The sequence below is a fragment of the Blastococcus sp. SYSU DS1024 genome, from assembly GCF_054050795.1.
The window spans coordinates 125,759-145,176 of record NZ_JBJHAA010000006.1; the positions used below are offsets into that span (position 1 = coordinate 125,759).

General features: G+C 67.8%; 14 protein-coding genes. 9 read left to right on the plus strand and 5 right to left on the minus strand.

The window, feature by feature from the left end; all coding sequences use genetic code 11:
- The first annotated feature begins 663 nt into the window (after positions 1–663).
- The 7 genes from ACI79S_RS07895 to ACI79S_RS07925 all read left to right on the plus strand — a co-directional run bounded on the left by ACI79S_RS07895 (position 664) and on the right by ACI79S_RS07925 (position 10,344).
- Positions 664–1,371, plus strand: a complete 708-nt coding sequence (locus ACI79S_RS07895; protein ID WP_456592893.1) for a glycosyl hydrolase — start codon at positions 664–666, stop codon at positions 1,369–1,371.
- 791 nt (positions 1,372–2,162) lie between these two features.
- Positions 2,163–2,993, plus strand: a complete 831-nt coding sequence (locus ACI79S_RS07900) for a glycosyltransferase family 2 protein (RefSeq protein WP_456592959.1) — start codon at positions 2,163–2,165, stop codon at positions 2,991–2,993.
- Positions 2,994–3,216: 223 nt separating this feature from the next.
- The gene (locus ACI79S_RS07905; RefSeq protein ID WP_456592894.1) at positions 3,217–4,170 is read left to right on the plus strand and encodes a glycosyltransferase family 2 protein; all 954 of its coding nucleotides are present in this window, start codon (positions 3,217–3,219) and stop codon (positions 4,168–4,170) included.
- A 271-nt stretch (positions 4,171–4,441) separates the two neighbouring features.
- Positions 4,442–5,758: a hypothetical protein gene (locus tag ACI79S_RS07910; protein WP_456592895.1), complete on the plus strand. Its 1,317-nt coding sequence runs from the start codon at positions 4,442–4,444 to the stop codon at positions 5,756–5,758.
- Positions 5,751–7,013: a hypothetical protein gene (locus ACI79S_RS07915; RefSeq protein ID WP_456592896.1), complete on the plus strand. Its 1,263-nt coding sequence runs from the start codon at positions 5,751–5,753 to the stop codon at positions 7,011–7,013. The genes ACI79S_RS07910 and ACI79S_RS07915 overlap by 8 nt, the downstream gene beginning before the upstream one ends.
- A gap of 119 nt (positions 7,014–7,132) precedes the next feature.
- Complete coding sequence (locus tag ACI79S_RS07920; protein ID WP_456592897.1) at positions 7,133–8,551, plus strand: polysaccharide biosynthesis tyrosine autokinase; 1,419 nt, start codon at positions 7,133–7,135, stop codon at positions 8,549–8,551.
- 284 nt (positions 8,552–8,835) lie between these two features.
- Complete coding sequence (locus tag ACI79S_RS07925; protein ID WP_456592898.1) at positions 8,836–10,344, plus strand: sugar transferase; 1,509 nt, start codon at positions 8,836–8,838, stop codon at positions 10,342–10,344.
- 276 nt (positions 10,345–10,620) lie between these two features.
- Here ACI79S_RS07925 and ACI79S_RS07930 read toward each other — a convergent pair whose 3' ends face one another.
- The 3 genes from ACI79S_RS07930 to ACI79S_RS07940 all read right to left on the minus strand — a co-directional run bounded on the left by ACI79S_RS07930 (position 10,621) and on the right by ACI79S_RS07940 (position 13,975).
- Entirely contained in the window at positions 10,621–11,754 is a 1,134-nt protein-coding gene (locus ACI79S_RS07930) for an LCP family protein (RefSeq protein ID WP_456592899.1), read from the minus strand.
- 63 nt (positions 11,755–11,817) lie between these two features.
- Positions 11,818–12,132 (minus strand): hypothetical protein, encoded by a 315-nt coding sequence (locus tag ACI79S_RS07935; protein ID WP_456592900.1) that lies wholly within the window; start codon positions 12,130–12,132, stop codon positions 11,818–11,820.
- 193 nt (positions 12,133–12,325) lie between these two features.
- Positions 12,326–13,975 (minus strand): acyltransferase family protein, encoded by a 1,650-nt coding sequence (locus ACI79S_RS07940; protein WP_456592901.1) that lies wholly within the window; start codon positions 13,973–13,975, stop codon positions 12,326–12,328.
- Here ACI79S_RS07940 and ACI79S_RS07945 point away from each other — a divergent pair.
- A complete protein-coding gene (locus ACI79S_RS07945) occupies positions 13,860–14,837 on the plus strand; it encodes a polysaccharide lyase (RefSeq protein WP_456592902.1) in 978 nt (325 codons plus the stop codon). The two genes, ACI79S_RS07940 and ACI79S_RS07945, sit on opposite strands and share 116 nt — an antisense overlap.
- A gap of 3 nt (positions 14,838–14,840) precedes the next feature.
- On the opposite strand, the gene ACI79S_RS07950 is transcribed toward ACI79S_RS07945, so the two are convergent.
- Together ACI79S_RS07950 and ACI79S_RS07955 are read right to left on the minus strand one after the other, a co-directional pair.
- A complete protein-coding gene (locus tag ACI79S_RS07950; protein ID WP_456592903.1) occupies positions 14,841–16,175 on the minus strand; it encodes a hypothetical protein in 1,335 nt (444 codons plus the stop codon).
- A gap of 49 nt (positions 16,176–16,224) precedes the next feature.
- Positions 16,225–17,544: a UDP-glucose dehydrogenase family protein gene (locus tag ACI79S_RS07955; protein ID WP_456592904.1), complete on the minus strand. Its 1,320-nt coding sequence runs from the start codon at positions 17,542–17,544 to the stop codon at positions 16,225–16,227.
- A gap of 324 nt (positions 17,545–17,868) precedes the next feature.
- On the opposite strand from ACI79S_RS07955, the gene ACI79S_RS07960 reads away from it, so the two are divergent.
- A complete protein-coding gene (locus ACI79S_RS07960; RefSeq protein WP_456592905.1) occupies positions 17,869–19,386 on the plus strand; it encodes an O-antigen ligase family protein in 1,518 nt (505 codons plus the stop codon).
- Positions 19,387–19,418 lie beyond the last annotated feature (32 nt).

Here is a 19,418-nt window from a genome sequence, read left to right on the forward strand (position 1 = left end):
GGCGTCCACCTGCAGCGAATGCACAGGAGGCCGCGCAACCACGCATCCGGCGGCCAAATCGTGAGCGAAGGACTGGATTTGACACATCGCTGCTGGACCGCCGCCATCGCCGTTGTGATCGTTGGCAGCTGCATTGTTGTGTCGACTGAGATTGCGAGCGAGGGACCGCACGGCAGCGCCGCCGGCCGACATGTGGATGTCGGGGAATCCATCGCGGCGTCGGGACCCAAGACTCCCGAAGGGACTAAGCCTAGTGGCGTCGTGCTGCACGACGAGCGGCCTGGCTCCGTAGAGCAACGGCAGCGCGCCTCGGATGACGGTGCGATAGACGAGTACTCACCAGATCGTGAAGTGCCAGTAGAGCTCAGTGAGGCATGGGCGACTGCGGGGGGCGCCTTGGATGGAATTCCTTCCGTCCCGGATCGACCGCAAGGGCCCCCCCCTGCCTTACAGGGTGACACAGGCGCCACCGCTGACGGGACCTCGGACTCGACGCCGGGGTGGCTATCGGGCGCAGCAGGCTTCGGCGTCTCGTCCGGAGATTTCGCTGCCTGGCGAGGGTCTGCGGTCGAAATCGCTGGTACGTGGGCGGATAGCAATGCAGGACAGCGCAACCTTTGGCCGCTTAAATCTGTTGAGCAATATGGCGCCTGGAATGGAAACTTGGATATTGCTATCGGCGCTATAGATGATGGTGAGACATGGGAGGCCGCCTCGACGGGAGCCTATGACACTCGCTGGCGAAATGCGCTTGAGGACCTGCGGCGACTCTGGGGTAAGCGCGAAGGCACCCTCTATATCCGATTCGCCCACGAGATGAATTCCAACTGGTATCCGTGGGCAGTGGATGCAGGCGACTCTGAGGAGTTTATCGCCGCATGGCGCAGGTTTCGGGCTATCCAGCAGGAGGTCTTCCCGGCGGCCAAGCTCGTCTTCTGCGTGAATCGAGAGTCGATAGGCACAGGCATCGACTGGCGCGTCACCTTTCCGGGGAGCGATTATGTTGATGTCATGGGTGTTGACTACTACAACCAGTGGCCGTACGTCGACACCGCAGAAGGGTGGACCTCCTCCCTGCACGCCGTTGATAGTTTTGGGGCGCCGAAGGGGCTTGCGCAGCACCTAGAGTTTGCGCGAGAGGTGGGCCTGCCTCTCGCCATTCCTGAGTGGGCTAGCGTTCCCAGTCAGGGGGACTCTGCCATTTATGTCGAGCAATTTAGGCAGTACTTGGGTGCGCATGCGGGCGCAGGCCCTGGGCAGATTCTCTACGAGATCCTGTTCAACGTTCTGCGCGCGAACGGGGACGACTATCGCTTTTACGGCGGGGCTGGCATGCCGGCGTCCTCGGGAGCCTACCGAGCAAACTTCTAGCGAGTGTCCCCTTCTATGGAAATAGTCGATGAGCACTGGACTCTCTGTCCTGGACGCTACCGGCTATGCCTCCCCCGGCACCGCAATGCCTCATGCCGGAACGTCGGTTTCGCCTGTCGGGACAATTAGTCCTTCGACCGCCGGTGCCGGGTAGCGCCCATGGACCCGTTGCCGGAGGTCGTTGCGACGACACCGGCTTCAGCGCGGCCGATCTTTGCGGGCGACTCCTTCTCGCAACCGCACGTGCCCTCGCCAGTCGCCGGCCGGTCGCAGGCTTGGGGGGGTTGCGTCAGCGAGGGCTGCTCAGCTGGCCCTCGCTCAGACAAGCGGCGGCAACGGTCAGACCCCGGCGACTACACCGGCAGACACATGCTCCGAGAGTCGACAGCCTCGGTGACGCTGTAGCTGGAGGAAGTCAGCAGATCGCTACGCGCATGAGCGCGGGTCGCGCGAAGGCCAAGGTGCCCTTACGGGTGAGAAGCCATGGATGCGCTAGTCGCGGGGCTGTTACCGTGACTTGCAGAATCTGCGATAGGTCGATCCGCGCACGCGTTGTGATGAGGGCCGGTGAGCAAGGGGTGCCGGTCGAATGTCGGTCGGCAAGTGAACTCCCATGCGGATGAGAAGTACCGGCAGCAGGTGACGAAAGGCGGTTGTCAATGAGTGACGCGAGCGCGCGGCGGGCTGAATCGCAACCGCACACGGAGTCAGCGCCCATGCTGGCGGAAGTAGACGTGTGCAAGCCGGGTCAATCACGTTCTCTGCCCACCGTAGGCGTAGTCATCCTCACGATGGGGACCCGTCCTTCGGAATTACGCACCGCGTTGGAGTCGGTCCTTACCCAGCGCGGAGTCGCCCTGGACATCGCGGTCGTTGGCAATGGCTGGGAGCCTGTCGATCTCCCCGCCGGGGTGAAGGGCGTCGGCCTGCGCGAAAACTTGGGCATCCCGGGTGGGCGTAATGCCGGAGTACCCCATGTCACGGGCGAGTTTCTACTCTTCCTCGATGACGACGAGATTCTTGCGGAAGAGGACTTCCTCCTTCAGGCCGCACAGCGTTTCGCTGCGAATCCCACGCTCGGAATGATCCAGCCCCGCATCGACGTACTGGGCGGCGGGGAGCCGCCGCGCCGGTGGACTCCACGATCGAGGGTTGGGGACCGAACGCGCTCGAGTGTGGCCTTCTACGTGATGGAGGGGGCGCTGGTACTCCGCAGGTCTGTCTTTGATCAAGCGGGAGGATGGGCGGCCCAATTCTGGTACGCCCATGAAGGTACAGAGCTGGCATGGCGAGTGTGGGACACCGGACACACCGTCCACTATGCCGGTGACCTTGCAGCCGCCCATCCGCTTACTTCCGTGACACGCCACGCTGACTCTTACCGCCTGAATGGCCGTAATCGCGTGCTACTTGCGCGACGCAATTTGCCGATCCCGTTCGGGGTCGCGTACGTCGCCTCATGGGCCGCGCTTCAATGCGCCCGGTCGTGGCGGCATCCTGTCACGCTTGCCAGCTATATTCGCGGCTCCATAGAGGGCCTGACCATGGAGACGACTCGCAGGCGACTCAAGTGGCGGACCATCGCGCGAATGACCCGACACGGACGTCCGCCAGTGTGGTGAGTAGTGCACCGGCCAGGGTAGGGGCAACAACGTAGTGCGCCCGCAAGGCTGGCCATGGACGGCTGAACTTCGGCAGTGCGCCACCTTCCGCTCGCGGAGTGGCCGCTGGCATATGAAACCGAAATCGCGCTAAGACGAAGGAATCATGAGTAACGTAACGGACGCAATGCCACACAGCTCGCCATCATCCCGCGGCGGAAGTGTCGCCCCTTTGGTAACCGTGGTGGTGCCGGCAAAGAATGAAGAGCGAGCGATTGGGCCCTGCATCGAGTCGATCCTGCGGCAGTCGTATGAAGACTTCGAGCTCATCGTCGTAGATGGTGCATCCACCGACGCGACGGTCGATGTCGTGAGGAGCTTCGGCGAGCGGGACCCACGCGTGACTCTCATCTCCAACCCTCTCGGCATCATTCCCGTGTCCTTGAACATGGCTCTGCAAGAGGCCCGTGGCCGCTGGTTCATCCGAGTTGACGCTCATGCCGCCATCCCCCGGGACTACATCGCCCGCCTTGTTGGCCACCTCTCCACAGGCGCCTGTCAGGCAGCAGGTGGAAGGAAGCAGGGCATAGGCCGCACTAGCGCGGGAATCGCCATCGCCCGAGTGATGGACTCGAAGTTCGGGGTAGGAGGCTCCACGTATCACCATGGCGACCGGTTGCAGACGGTTACTCACGTGCCATTCGGCGCCTACGATACTGACTTTATCCGGCGGCTCGGTGGTTGGAACGAGAGTCTTAGGGTCAATCAGGACTTCGAGCTTGACTTCCGTGTTGTCCGGAACGGTGGAACGATTGTCTTCGACCCGGCCATCGTAGCGGACTGGGAGTGTCGCCAAAACATCCCGGATCTTTGGCGACAGTACGTGAGATACGGCGGGGGTAAGGTTCACGTCGCATTGCTGCACCCGGCGTCTGTATCGCTTCGACACCTGGGACCACCCGCGCTTGTCCTGTTGCTCGGCTCCGCCCTGCTTGCTGGTCTCCGAAGGCCGAGTATGGGGCTCGCCCTAGCGGCGCCCTATGCGGCCTTTCTCCTGACGGGGACAGCGTCAGTGGCCACCAAGGTGCCGCCGCCATCACGCCCCTACGTGGCGCCGGCGCTTGTCTCTATGCACGTCGGCTGGGGATTCGGGTTTCTGAAGACGCTTATTGCGCGCGCGACCCCTTCGTGGCGGTGAAGTGCTGCTCAGTTCCTAGGTTGGTGGAGCTCCTCACCAGCGGTGCGGGGTCACGAGAAGGGGGTCGTAGGCGCATCCCGATGCCACGGGTCGGGCCGGACGTTCGGGAAGCTGCTGGGGTGGTTGCCCACTCTCCCTGCGTGGCTCGTGCGAGAGAGGCCGTCGACCTTCAAGCCTTCCCACGACGCAGAGATCCGAACGACGCGGGCCAATGTCTGCTGTAGAGCGCCTCGGTGGAGGCGGTGTCACTGCGTCACGGGTGACGGGCGCCGTGGGGAGTGACGCCGACACGTCAAGGCGAGCGACGCGCTTCGTTAAGGCGTGGCTGCTGGCCCTGCTGGTGACTCAGCGGCTCGCCGTCGACATCCCGGGTGTGGGTCAGCTGAGCCTGTCCCTGTTAATCCTGCTTGCGCTGGCGGGTTATGGTGTGGCAGCGGGACACCTGGCTCCGCGGCTGAATCGTCTTACGGCCTTCATTTGGTTGTCGGCAGTCGTCAGCACGATCGCATGGCTAGACCAAATGCGTTGGGGCTCAATATCCGTTCCAGCCCTGGTGTTATTGATATCGGTGTACAGCGTGAGCCCTTTCCGGCCAAAACTGGGAACGTGCGGTGCCGACGAAGTGCTCCGATTCTTCATCAGCTTGATGCTGGTTGCCTCGGCCGTCAGTCTGGCGCAGCTAGGCAGCCAGATGCTAGGCGTTCCCTATAGCGACTTCCTAGGGCAGGTGCTTCCTCCCGAACTTCTGGCAAGCACCTACAACACGGCCAACCCCATCACCTTCGGGTCGGATATCTATAGGTCCAGCGCCTTCATCTTTCTCGAGCCGTCGTTCCTCTCCTTCTTCCTCGGTATAGGCGCTTTGGCCGCTCTGCATCTACGGGCGCCGTGGTGGAAGGCTCTCCTGATCTGTCTTGGCATCGTGCCGACACTCGCGGGGAACGGCATTGTCATAGTTCTGCTTGGGCTCCCGGTGCTCGCCGTTCGTGGCCGCCTTCGCGAGGTGGCGCGACTATCGTTGCTGGGAGTCGTCGCCGCACTCTTTGCACTGCTAACACCACTGGCTGAACTCTTTGTGCGACGCTCCTCCGAGCTAAGCGGTGGCGGGTCGGCGTCATTAAGGCTGATTGAGCCATACGAGGCGCTCATTCCTCGATTCTCGAGCAGTACTTGGTCGACCTTCTTTGGCTATGGCCCGGGTACATCAGATGCCTACCTGCAAGCGCTCCAACCAGGCGTGGCAGTGTTGAACCCGTACCTGACTAAGCTGCTGAATGAGTACGGACTCGTAGGCTTCGTCGCATTTACGCTGTACCTGGCGCCGATCGTGTTCAACAGGATCCTCCGCCTGCCCTGGGTGGCCGGTGTGGCCTTCTGCTTCTTCGCGCTTAATGCTTCCCTGGCTCAGCCAACCTTCGCTTTGGCGACAATCCTGTTCTGCGACTGGCTGAGAGACGCCGGCGCTGGCGCATCGGCACCACCGCCGGAGGTCCTGCCTTCAGCTGGCGGCGCAGGACCCAGTGGATCGTCGAAGATGTTGGCGAAGAGTGAGGCAGGGCTGCTTAGAGGAGTCGAGCTACGTGACTGAAACCGCATCTGGCGTCTCAAAGTCAAGAGGTGGCCGGGCGGTCTGGACGGTGCTTGATCAGGCGGTGTCGTCGGTCGGTAACGCAGGCATGACAATCCTTGTGGCGACTACTGTGTCCCCACGTGAATTCGGCTACTTCGCCGTCTGCTTCTCGATCTATGCGCTCTCGGTGGCGGCTGCTCAGGCGCTGGTGGGTCAGACCTATGTGATCGCGTATGCCGGGGAGAGCGCTGTCAGTCAGCTTCGCGCGGCTCGAAGCGCGTCAGGTGCTGCGTTGGTCGCTGGGTGTATCGCAGGAGTCCTTGTGGCGATGTGCGCGGCGGTCTTCGACTCAACCCTGCGCTTCAGCTTGCTGGCACTGGCGGTCAGCTTGCCTGGCTTGCTGGTGCAGGATTGCTGGCGGTCGGTTCTCACTGGCACTATGCGAGCGCGCCTGACCTTCCTTAACGACGCTTTATGGACGCTGCTTCAGGTGGCGGCGATCGTGATTATCCTGTGGGCAGTCGACACCTCTCTCGCCTGGCCCTTGCTACTGGCCTGGGGGCTCTCTGCGTACGCCGCCGCTATTTATGGGTGCGTGCAGGTGGGAATCTGGCCGGGCCCTGGCGCAGCGATGCTGTGGATTAGGCGGCACAAGTCGACTGGGCTGCCACTGGTGCTTAACTCGGTTGCCACCGCCGGGAGCGTGCAGGTTGCCTACCTTATTGTCTCCTCACTGGGATCCGCAAGGGATGCGGGATCGCTACGGGCCGCCCAAACTCTGCTTGGGCCCTTAACGGTTCTGATGGTCGCGCTCAACAACTTCGTGCTACCAGAGCTCATTCGTCAACGACCCACCGGCCGACGCCTGTGGGTGGTCGTTAGTGCCCTCAGTGCACTGCTGGCCTTGGTGGATCTGGCTTGGGGGGCGGGGATGTTGCTGATTCCCGACTCCTGGGGAGTTCTGCTGTTAGGGCAGTCTTGGGAGGGTGCCCGGGAAGTCTTGCCTTACCTCATCCTGATGACTGTCGCCACGGGGGCTGCTGCTGGAGCTAGCACGGGCATGAGAGCGTTTCGAGCATTGCGCTCGTTGACTGGAATCCATGTGGGCTTGGGGGTTGCGCTCGTGACTCTGGCGACGGTTGGCGTATCGGCTGGGGGGGCGGTCGGTGCGGCATTGGGCATGGCGCTCGCCAGCGTGGCCATCCTTCCTGTCTTGTGGCTTGCGTTCGCGTTCGTGGTGCGCAAAGGCTGGCCGGATTGCGTGCGGTCGTGATGCACGGCTGTCGGCGCTCGCGATCAACGATCGAAGTGAAAGGAACCGCGCGGTGAAGGTTCTTGCGGAGTGTCGGACTGCTGAACAGCGTGACTCGCTGCCTCGTTGGACAGGCCGTGGTGAATAGCAAACCGGACGGGGATGAAGTGCGACTAAGGGAATTCATCGAACCGCTGCGCGACCAGTGGTGGATCGTGCCGACCGCCTCGCTCGTAGGTGGGCTTGTGGCTCTGATGATTAGCTCCGCGACCACTCCGCTATACAGGGCGGAAACGCAGTTCTTTGTGTCGACGCGGGAAGCGACGTCAACTGCGGAGGTGTTCCAAGGTGGCCAATTCTCGCGCGAACGCGTGGCTTCCTACGCGCGCCTGCTCTCTGGCGAGGAGGTCGCTAGTCGGGTCGTTGACCGCCTGGGGCTCGAGACTACGGCACTAGAGTTGGCAGATTCGGTCGACGCCACTGCTGTTGCGGATACGGTGTTGATCGATATGGCAATCACGGATAGTTCGCCGGAGCGGGCCCAGCGCATAGCGGAGGCGTTCGGTGCGGAGTTTCCACAGTTCATAGAGGAGTTGGAGTCGCCAGTGGACGGCGTCTCCCTTGTCGACGTGACTGTGACCGATCGTCCAGAAGTTCCGGACAAGCCAGCCCTTCCGCGCACTCCTTTGAATGTTGCGCTGGGGGTCTTGGCGGGACTACTGATGGGAATCGGCATCGCTCTGCTGCGCGCGCGACTCGATCGAACTGTCAAGGACGTAAAAGTCACCACACCTGGCGGCGCTCCCGTCATCGGAACGGTGCTCAAAGACGCCTCGATTGAGACGCGGCACGTGGCGGATTGGGTCAACCCCTCCCGGTCGGCGGAGGACTTCCGGCAATTGCGTACGAGTCTTCGGTACCTCAGTGTGGATGAGCCCCCGCGGGTAATGGTGGTGTCGAGTGCCATGCCGGCTGAGGGAAAGACGACGGTCGTCGTCAATCTGGCCTTGGCGCTCGCCGAGGGCGGTCAGACGGTTGCCGTTGTGGATGCGGACCTTCGTCGCCCCCGGCTATCGCGCTATTTGGGCCTTGTCGAGAATGTGGGCCTGACCAACGTCCTCGCCGGGACGGCGGAACTTCCTGAAGTTGGTCAGCGCATCGCTAATGGGGGTGTGACTGTTGTCGGGTCTGGCCCATTGCCTCCGAATCCGAGTGAGTTGTTGGCGTCCAGGCAGATGTCCGCCGTGATCGAGGAACTTCGCAGTACGAGCGACTATGTGCTCATCGACGCGCCGCCTCTCCTTCCCGTCGCCGATGCTTTGGGGCTCGCCGTGGTGGCGGACGGGGTCTTGTTGTCTCTGCGCTACGGCCGGAGTCGCAAGGACCAGTTGCATCAGGCCGCCAATGCCCTGGAGCGCGTTGGCGCCCGGACGCTCGGACTTGTGCTGAGCGAGGTGCCGGCTAGGGGGGATGCGGCGCGGGGCTACGGGTACTCGTACGCGGAGAGCGAGCCAGCTGACGTGCCGAATCGACGGAGGCATCGGCGACAGAAGCTGTGACGGAAGCTGTAGGGGGTCCTGACCACGGTGGGCCCGTTCGAGTGCGGATGCAGCGCGCGCGTGTCGAGATCGCTTGCCTCGGCGGGTGGCGTTCTGTGGGGTGACGCGCTGGCTTGCACCCGTTCGTGGGTCGCTCAGTCTCGCTACTTGAGCTCAGCCCCTATCCGCCGCGCCAATCGGGAGGTACGTTCCCTCTGCCGGTTGAACAGTGAAGTTCCTGGTTGTACGCACAGTCACGCTGGGGCCTCCGTCCTGGCAACCGCACGGGGGTACGGGGCTTGTCTTTGCTTGATGTCCGTGACGACGCTGTTCGTCACATTCCGCGACAGCGTGATCGCCGGCCGCTGTGGCCTGCCGCTCGCCTCCGTGGCGAGGGGACGGCCGCGCGCCGCGCCTGGCGTTCCAGGTATGTCCGCCGCCTGATCGCGCTCGATGTGGTCAGCGCCATCGCCGCCGGTGTCCTTGGTCAGATCGCCGAGACGCAGCCCGTGAGCGGGTCGCTCGACCTGGTCGGCAGCCTGGTGACGGTCCTCGTCGCCTTCCCGCTGCTGTGGGCGGCGGCCATGCTCGTGGCCCGCGCGTACGAGGAACGGTTCCTGTGGATCGGGGCCGAGGAGTTCCGGCGGGTCTTCTTCGCCGCGGCGATGCTCCTCGCCACCATCGGCACCGTCTCCTGGGCCTTTCGGCTCGAGCTCGCCCGCGGCTTCGCCATCGTTGCTCTCCCGGTCGCCCTGCTGCTGACGCTGGGTCACCGCATGGCCCAGCGCTCCTGGCTGCACGGTGAGCGCAAGCAGGGCAAGCTCCAGCAGACCGCGATCGTCGTGGGGCACCGCGGTGGTGTCGCCGCACTGCACTCGCAGCTGAATCGGGCCACGGAGCACGGCTACCGCGTTATCGGGTGCTGTGTCCCCGCCGGTGAGGGGGTCGGGACTTTCGACGGAATGCCCGTGCTCGGTTCCCTCGACTCCGTCGTCGACGTCGTCCGGCGCTACGAGGTCGACACGGTCGCGGTCCTCCCGTCACCGGAGCTCGATGGGCCGGCTCTTCGGCAGCTCGGTTGGGATCTGGAGAGCACGCAGGCCGAGCTCCTGCTGGCCCCTGCCGTCACGGAGGTGGCCGGCCCCCGAGTGCGCATCCGACCCGTGGCGGGTCTGCCCCTCATGCACGTCGAGCGCCCCGAGTTCACCGGTCACCGGCGAATCGTCAAGAACGTCTTCGACCGCTCCGCGGCCCTCCTCGGCATCCTGCTCATCTCGCCGGTGCTCGTCGTCCTGGCGCTCGCGGTCAAACTGACCAGTCGCGGCCCGGTGTTCTACAAGCACGAGCGGATCGGCCTGGGCGGCAAGCCCTTCGAGGTCTACAAGTTCCGCAGCATGGTGCCCGATGCCGACAAGCTCGTGGACACGCTGTTCGAGCAGAGCAACGAGGGCAACGACGTCCAGTTCAAGATGAAGCGCGATCCGCGGGTCACCCGCGTCGGCGCCATCATGCGGCGTTACTCGCTGGACGAGCTGCCCCAGCTGCTCAACGTGCTGAACGGCAGCATGAGCCTCGTCGGCCCCCGTCCGCACGTCACCCGCGAGGTGGAGCAGTACGGCTTCGACATGCGCCGCCGGCTGCTGGTGAAGCCTGGGATCACCGGGCTCTGGCAGGTCAGCGGCCGTTCGGACCTGTCGTGGGACGACTCGGTGCGCATCGACGTCCGGTACGTGGAGAACTGGACGCTGACGTTCGACCTGATGATCCTGTGGAAGACGTTCGGCGCCGTCCTGCGCGGCGCCGGCGCCTACTGAGGGCCTCGCTGCCTCGGCGGCCTGCGGGGTGAAGGCGGCTGCTCGCCTCGTACCTCTGTACCTGCGCGTCAGCCCCTCGGCCGCCTGGCCGAGGGGCTGACGCGTTCGGGCCTCGAAGGAAGGTGTGGCGCCAGTCCGGCGACTGCTGAAGCGCGGCCGCGCGGGTGTGGCCGTGGCTCGGCTTCGCGGCGGGTGGACGATCGCGCCTTCGCGGTCGATCACGTGCCAGGACCCGCAGATGGCACGCGGCTGCTGCGACAGTCGCGCGCGCTCCGCTCAGCGGGGGACGTCAGGCAGGGCTTCGTCGGCGAACTCGTCGGCGTTCTGCCCGAGGGAGTCGCTGCGCAGGTACTCCCACATGCGGCCGGCGGTCACGTCGTCCAGGTAGACGACGCTGGCTGCCCCCTCTGTGCCGAGGCCCATCACCGGGGCGGTGAAGAACTCGACGTCGCCGGGCGTCACGTCCCGCATCGAGTAGGCCAGGCTCACCAGGTCGGCGTTGCTCAGGGTGTCGTCGACGCTCACCGCGTTCGTGATGGCGAGCATCGCCGCGTCCAGCTTCGGCGGGCTGGTGAAGGTCTCGGAGCTGAACAGCTTGTCGAACATCGCGCGCAGGTACTGCTGCTGCCGCTTCACCCGGTCGAAGTCCCCGCCCGGCAGGCCGTAGCGCTGACCGAGGTACCAGCGGGCCTGGTCGCCGTCGAGGTGGTTCATGCCGGCGGTGAAGGTGTACGGGCCGTTCTGCGTCGTCTCGGCCACCACCACGTCCACGCCGCCGAGGTCGTCGGTCACCTGGATCAGGCCCTCGAAGTCGATGGCGACGTAGTGGTCGATGCGCACCCGGGTGAGCTGCTCGACGGTCTGCACCAGCAATGACGGGCCACCGAAGGCGTAGCTGGCGTTGATCTTGTTCATGCCGTGGCCCGGGATCTCCACCCACGAGTCGCGGGGGATGGAGATCAGCTGCGCGTGCTGCCGGTCGGCCGAGAGCCGGGCCAGCATGATCGCGTCGGAGCGGCCGCCGGGATCGACGCCCTGCGCGCCCTCGCTGCGGGTGTCGGAGCCGACCAGCAGGAAGGTGACCGGCTCCTCGCCGGCGCTCTGCGGCGGGGTGGCCGGCGCGGGCCGCGCGTCCTCGTCGATGTCGGCGAAGACGTCGGAGACCCGGTCGATGTTGCCGGCCCACCGGTCGGCGAGGAACCAGAAGCCGCCCCCGACCAGCACGGCCAGGAGGAGAGCCAGCACGCCGAGGCTGATCAGCACCCGGCGCAGCCCGCGGGGGCGAGGGCGCTCCCCGTCCACCTGGTCGCCGTCGGCCACGAGAGGGATGGGTGAGGTGTCACCCGTGCGCCCACTGCTGCGCACGCCGTCGTCCTCGCTCTGCATCGCCTGACCCCCGTCGCCGTACAACCCGGCCGAGGGTACGGCGACGCCGGAAAGGCCAGGCCCCGGTCTGCCCCGCGGGGGTGAGGATCAGGCCAGCCCGGGCTCGCGATCGATCGGGGCGGTGTCGGAGGCGCGGATGCGCTCGTCGATGGACGGGCTCCCCGGCGGTCGTGCCCGGCGCGGCAGCCCCTCGGTCGCAGCGCCGCCCCGGGGCGACCACGGAGCCTCGTCGGCGCACACGGTCGAGCGAGGGGGCCGCGCCGCCTCGGCAGTCGGCTCGGTGAACCGGGTCCGGGCCGCTTCGGCCGCGCTGTCGGCCAGGCGGATCCCCCGCCCGATCACGATGGCCACGGCGAGGCCGAGCATCATCCACACCGCGATGAGGATCAGCACCCAGCCCATGGGCTCTTCCTTGGTGTCGTCGGCTCGCCGCCGGATTCGAGAGGGGACTACCCTTCAGGTGACCGAGATCACCTACCCCGACGGTACGCGCAGATGACCGCCGGCAGGACAGATCTGTGCGTCTTCAACCGTCCCGGCATGGTGGAGTCACCGCGCGGCGATTGCTGAGCGCAGCCGGGCGAAGCCGGTGGCGCTACCGCTTCTGGACGTGACCGCCGCCGCCGGTGCTGACCGGCAGCGTGCCACCGCGCAGCCGCCGCTCCAGCGGCTTCTCGACGACGGTGAACAGCACGTAGGCGCTGGCGATCGAGCCGGCCAGGGCCAGCGCGGAGGCGCCGATGGCCACCGCCACCGAGGTCGGCTCGAGCACGTAGTCCACCGCCCGGATCACCAGCTGGTGGGTGAGGTAGAACGCGAACGACCACTCGCCGAGCTTCACAAGCACCGGGTGACGGAACACCGACGGGCGCCCGTCGAGGTCGGCCTGCGCGGCCGTCGCGATGGTGAGCGCGAACGGGATGAACGGGATCGCCACCCAGATCAGGTACGCGGGTGCATACGCCGCGACGACGTAGGCGACGGCGACCAGCCCGAGCGAGCCGCCGAGCCCGATGCGGCGGACCCGGGCGCCCTCCTTGATCCACAGCGCGATGAGGATGCCGAGGCAGAACTCCCACAGCCGCTGCACCGGGAAGATGAAGATCGCCCAGTCGGCCACCGTCTCGCCGTGGGTGAGCGGCGCCAGCACGATCGGCGGCACGATCACCAGCAGGCAGAGCACCCCGGCCACCCACCACCGCGCCCGCTGCGACAGGCGCAGCGCCTGCACGATCAGCAGCGGGAACAGCGCGTAGAAGAACATCTCGCAGGAGATCGACCACGTGACGCCGTTGCCGGCCCAGTAGTAGTCGGAGTCGGGGATCCACGCGTGCAGGCCGAGGAACTGCGGCGCCATGTGCAGCAGCAGCGTCCCGGTCTCCTCCGGGCGGGCCAGCGCGTTCAGCGGGATGAACGCGATCACGGCCACCCAGTACGCGGGCGCGATGCGGGCGAAGCGCCGGCGGTAGAACGGGCCGGCCTTGTCACCGGGGCGGTGCGTCCAGGTGAGCACGAACCCGCTGAGGATGAAGAAGAAGCTCACGCCGGCCGCGCCCGGCTCCAGGTACGGGTAGACCGTGTCGGCCACCGGCGTGAACTCGAACGCCGCGATCAGGTGCGAGCCGAAGACCAGCAGCGCCGCCACGAACCTCAGGCCGGTCAGCGAGTCCAGCCGCGCGGTCGGCTTCGCGGGAACAGGACCGGACGACGACGCCCGCGGACGCGCCGGCAGCGCTGCCGGGCGACGCGACTGCCGCTCACCCGCACCCTGCCCCGTCGGCCGCGCAGCAGCGCCGCGCGAGGTCGTGCCGGGGCGTGGTGCCGACACCGCTAACCCACCCGAGGTGCGCCGGGCACCTCGGGCCGCTCGTCGCCGACACGCCTGGGGAAGATCATCGCCACCGACGATAAGCGCTGCTCGCCGTCGCCGCTGGGCGTCGGGGAACACGTGAGGTGAACACCTCGTTTCCCCCTGCGTGGCGGTGACGCTCCGGTCACGGGCTCTCGGTGAGTAATCTCGGGCATCCCGCCCGTGGTTGCCCGGCGCGGGCCCGCGCCGGGGGAGTCGGCCGTCGTCCGGGGCGCTGCGCCGCCCACCGCGCTGAGACCAGGACCAAGAGGGAACCGCAGTGACTCGAGGACGACGACGGCTCCCGCTCGCCCTGGCGGTGACGGCGTCGCTGGTCCTCAGCGCCTGCGGCTCGGATGACTCCGACGACGGCGAGACCGAGGCCCCGCACGCCACGGCGCAACCGACGTCCACCCCGATCGAGAGCACCGCGGTCCCGCGCTCCGACCTCGACCCCGTCCCGACCACGGGCGACCGGTTCACCACCTCCCGGTCGAGGTCCGCGTCCCCCTCCGGCTCGGCGTCGCCCGAGGCGGCGGAGGAGCCCGAACAGGTGTGGAGCTACGCCGACGGGGACCTCTCCGACTGGAGCGAGGTCCAGGCCGCCCGGCCCGAGCAGGTCCGGGTCGTCGACGAGCCGGTCCGCCCCGGGTACGAGTACTCCGCCGCCTTCTCCGCCCGCCCGGGCGACTTCACCTTCGGCGTCGACACCACCATCCGCGGGGAGGTGCGCTCGACCATCGAGGAGGCCGGCGCACCCCGCGAGGGCGACGTGCAGTGGTACTCGTGGTCGACGTACTTCCCCGAGGACTTCCTGTGGGACGGCGGCAACGAGTTCCTGATCTACACCCAGTGGCACCAGACGGCGAACGAGGGGTCGCCCAACGTCGACCTCTGGGTCACCCCCGGGCCGGAGCCCGAGATCCGGCTCTCCGTGCGCGGCGGGCTGCAGGGCCGGGAGTCCGCGCAGTACGTCGCCACCTACGACCTCGGCCCGCTGGAGCGGGGCGAGTGGCTGGACCACACCGTCCGCATCGAGTGGTCCACCGACCCCGAGCAGGGCAACACGCAGGTGTGGATCGACGGCGAGCGGCTGGTCAACGCCGTCGGGGCCAACCTGTTCGAGGGGCAGAGCGTCTACTTCAAGCAGGGCATCTACGCGGCGAGCAACACCCGGCGCGAGCACACCGTCTACTTCTCCGACGCCCGCTGGGGCGAGTCGCGGGAGAGCGTCGCCCTCGACGCGGCCGGCGACTGACGGCTACTGCGCCGCGGACGCCGGTGAGCCCAGCGGGTTCTTGCCGGTCGGCGCGTTCTCCGTGGGCTCGACGGCCTCGTCGCCGGCCGTGCCCTCCTCCTCCGGCGGCGGGGTCTTCGGCACCACCCGGACGGCGACCAGCCAGCTCACCAGCGACATCGTGGCGGCGGCGATCACCAGCCCCGCCATCAGGCCCGTGCGGCCCCAGACTGCGGTGAGGGCGACGGGCAGGAGCACCGCGATCGGCGCCACCGCGATGCGCACGCGCAGCGCGGCCCCGGTGTTGCGCGACCCGCGCATCGCCAGCAGCGCCCCGTGCGTGATGCCGAACAGCACCATCTGCACGCTCACCGCGGCCACCAGCCAGCCCGAGCCCCAGGACTCACCGAACAGCGCCTGACCGACGCCCTGCGGCAGCAGCACGAGCACCGTGCCGTACACCACCGCGACCCCGGCCAGCGCCAGCGAGGCGAACCGGCCGATGCGCAGGGCCCGGTTCCGGTCGGACTCCACCGCGCTCGCCACCATCGGCAGGCAGATGACGCTGGCGGCGGCCACCGTGATGTTGAGCGGGCCGTTGGCCACCTGCGCGGCCTTCAGCGAACCGAGCAGCGCGGTGCTCGCCACCAGCGGCAGCACGAAGATCGTCAGCTGGCCGGAGCCCGAGGAGAGCGCGAAGTCGCCGAGCAGCGGGCCGGACACCGGCCACATCGCCCGCAGCCGCGCCCGCAGGCGCAGCGGCTCCCGGCGCAGCCGGAAGGCGACCAGGCCGATGACGTCGGCCAGCAGCGCGCCGAGGATCCACAGGCCCAGGACGACGGCGGTGCCCGAGATGACGTCGGTCAGGGCCAGCACGGTGGCGACGATCATCACGACCAGCCAGACGCCGTCCAGCAGCACCGCCCGGCCCGGCCGCTGCTCGAAGAAGCCGACGTAGCGCAGGGCGTCCTGCACCAGCAGGGCGGGCAGCCCGAGGAAGAACACCACCCAGGCGACGTCCAGGGGCGTGGCCAGCAGGAGCAGGCCGACCGGTACCCCGACGGCCCCGACCGCCGCCGCCGAGGCCACGGCGACCAGGTGCACCGGCGCGCCCTTGAGCACGTTGCGCTGGGTGATGAGCAGCGGGTCGAGGACCGCGGCGCGGGTTCCGCCCAGCAGCAGCCAGTAGATGCTGTAGATGATCGCGAACTCGCCGAAGACGCTCGCGCTCACGCCGGAGGCGATCGCCACCGACAGCAGCATGTTGCTGGCGCTGGAGATCGCCTGGTCGGCGACGGTGAGCCCCCGGCTGACCAGCTTCCCGCCGCGCAGGGCCCGGCCCAGGCGTCGGATCACCATGGAGCGGCGCGGAGGGTCAGCGGCACGGCAGGCGGGATCGGAGCGGCGTTCAGCCGGCGCGGCGGCCGAGGGCCCGGTAGGTCCAGCCGGCGGCGGTCCACGCCTCGCGGTCCAGGGCGTTGCGCCCGTCGAGCACCCGCTTCTGCGCCACCACCCGGCCGAACGCGACCGGGTCCAGCTCGCGGTACTGCTTCCACTCGGTGAGCACCAGCACCGCGTCGGCGCGCTCGGCGGCCTCCTCCGGGGTGGCGGCGTAGTCCAGCTGCGGCCACTGCCGGCGGCTGTTCTCGATCGCGGCCGGGTCGGTCACCCGCACCACGGCGCCCTGCAGCTGCAGCTGGGCGGCGACGTTGAGCGCCGGGGAGTCCCGGATGTCATCGCTGTCGGGCTTGAACGCCGCCCCCAGGACGGCCACCTTCTTGCCCAGCAGCGACCCGTCGCAGACCTCCCGGGCCAGCTCCACCATCCGGATCCGCCGCCGCATGTTGATGTTGTCGACCTCGCGCAGGAACGTCAGCGCCTGATCCGCACCCAGCTCCCCGGCGCGGGCCATGAACGCCCGGATGTCCTTGGGCAGGCAGCCACCGCCGAAGCCCAGGCCGGCGTTGAGGAACTTGCGGCCGATCCGGTCGTCGTAGCCGATCGCGTCGGCCAGCAGCTTCACGTCGGCACCGGTGGCCTCGCACAGCTCGGCCATCGCGTTGATGAAGGAGATCTTGGTGGCCAGGAACGAGTTCGCGGCGGTCTTCACCATCTCGGCGGTGGCGTAGTCGCTCTCCACCTTCGGGGTGCCCCGCGCGACGATCGTGGCGTACACCTCGTCCAGCAGCCTGCGGGCGGTCTCGCCGTCGGCGCCACCGGGCAGGCCGTAGACCAGCCGGTCGGGGTGCAGGGTGTCCTGGACGGCGAACCCCTCGCGCAGGAACTCCGGGTTCCACGCCAGCAGGGCGCCGGGCACCTTCTCGTCGATCAGCTCGGCCAGCCGGGCCGCCGTCCCCACCGGCACGGTGGACTTGCCCACGACGAGCTCGCCGGGGGCCACGACCTCGAGCAGCGACTCGACCGCACCCTGCACGTAGCGCATGTCGGCGGCGTACTCGCCGCGCTTCTGCGGGGTGCCGACGCAGACGAAGTGGACGGCGGAGCCCGCCGCGTCGGCGAAGTCGGTGGTGAAGCGCAGCCGCCCGGTGGCCAGGGTGCGCTCGAGCAGCTCCTCGAAGCCCGGCTCGAAGAAGGGCGCCTGGGCCTTCGCCAGCAGGTCGATCTTCGCCTGGTCGACGTCGATGCCGACGACGTCGTGACCCAGCTCGGCCATCGAGGCGGCGTGCACCGCGCCCAGGTATCCGCAGCCGATGACCGAGATCTTCACGCAGTGCTCCTGTAGTCCGAGTGGGGGTTGCTCCGGTGGATCGGCCCCGGCGTTCCCCCGTCCGTCCGTTGCAGGCCCCCGCCATGTTCGACCACACACCACCCGGAACGCCAGCCGGGCGGCGACGGGGAGGAGGAGAATCCACCGTGCAGGTGGCGGTGGGCCCCCGGGGGATGTGATGACAGCCATACCCAGGCGTCGCCCGGCCGGGGGGTTCCCGGCGGCGTGGCATTGTCGGAGCGTCGGTACGCGTGGAACGCTGCGTCGGACCAGCGGGGACCGTATCGCCCGGGGCGAGCGGCCGGTGGCGTGGAAGGGGTCGGGGTGGGTGACGCGCTGACCAGGACCGTGCCGCGCACGCTGGTCGTCTGCGTGCTCGCCGTCGTCGTGCTCACCGTGGCGGCGTCCTACCAGCCGGTCCCGGTGCTCCTCCTGGTGGTCGGCGTGCCCGTGCTCGTGTGGGGCTGCCAGCACCCCAAGCGCTTCGTGGCGGCCGCCGTCCTGATCAGCCTCTTCAACAAGTCGGCCGCCCAGGTGAGCGGCATCAGCCAGGTCGACTACCTCGACGAGGCGGCGATCGCGGCCGCGCTGCTGGTCTGCGTCGGGCCCCGGCTGTTGCGCGGCGAGCCGCTCCGGACCTTCCCCGGGTTGGGCTGGTTCGCCCTCTACGGCGTGCTGGGCGTGGTCAGCGGGCTCGTCGTGAACGTGCCGCTCGTCGTCCTGGCCTCGGGAACCGCGCTGGCCGGCAAGGGGATCCTGCTCGCCCTGGCTGTGGCCCAGCTGCGCTGGTCCAGCGCGGACGTGCGCCGCCTGGCCAAGGGCGGCGTCGGCGTCCTGCTGTTCATCATCGCCTGCTGCCTGGTCAACCTCGCCATCCCGCAGACCTGGCAGAGCACGGTCGGCAACATCGACCAGCTCAGCTACCGCGCGGCCATCCCGTCGCTGATCGGGCCGTTCGTCGAGCCGGGCACGCTCGGCATCATGGCCGCCCTGGGGTTCCTCGCGGTCATCGCCTGGAACACCACCATGGGCTCGACCCGCCTCACCTGGCTGCTGTCGGCCGGCATGGCCCTGGTCGCCGTCCTCTCCTTCCGGCGCAAGACCTGGCTGGGGATGATGGGCAGCTTCCTGTGGCTGAGCTCCCGGGCCGGTCGCGCCGGCGTCTTCCCGGCGGCGCTCACCGTCGTCGCCGGCATCGTCATCGTCTTCTGGTCGACGCTGCTGACCGCGCTGCAGGGCATCGTGGCCACCTACCTGGACCAGTCCGAGGGCACCGCGGCGCGCACGCTGATGACCCGCGACTCCTTCTTCGTCGCCCGCGACTACTTCCCGCTGGGCGCCGGCTTCGGCCGGTTCGGCTCGGACACGGCCTCGGAGTTCTACAGCCCCCTCTACCTCGAGCGCGGCTACCAGCACGTCTGGGGGCTCTCCGAGCGCACGGGCAACGCGATGTTCCTCACCGACACCATGTGGCCGGCGGTGCTCGGGGAGTCCGGCTTCTTCGGGATGCTGGCGTTCCTCGCCGCGCTCGTCGCCATCTTCCGGACGCTGAGCCGGCTCACGCGCGACGCCGAGCCCGTGGCGCGCTTCCTCGGGCTGACCGGGATCGCCTGGCTGGTCCAGTACATGCTGGAGTCCACCGGTAACCCGGTGTTCGTCTCCCCGCCCTCCTACATCCCCTTGTTCGTCCTGGTGGGCCTGCTGGGATCGTTCGGTGCACGGTCCGCCGAGGAGGACGGCGCCGCCCGGGAGCAGCCGGCCGCGGCGCGCCCGGCCCGGCGGCGCGCCGAGCGGGCGCGAGCGGACGTGGCGGGGGCCACCCGGCCGGTGCCCGTCGGCTGACGGCGTCCACCCCAACCGGCGAATCGGCGCGC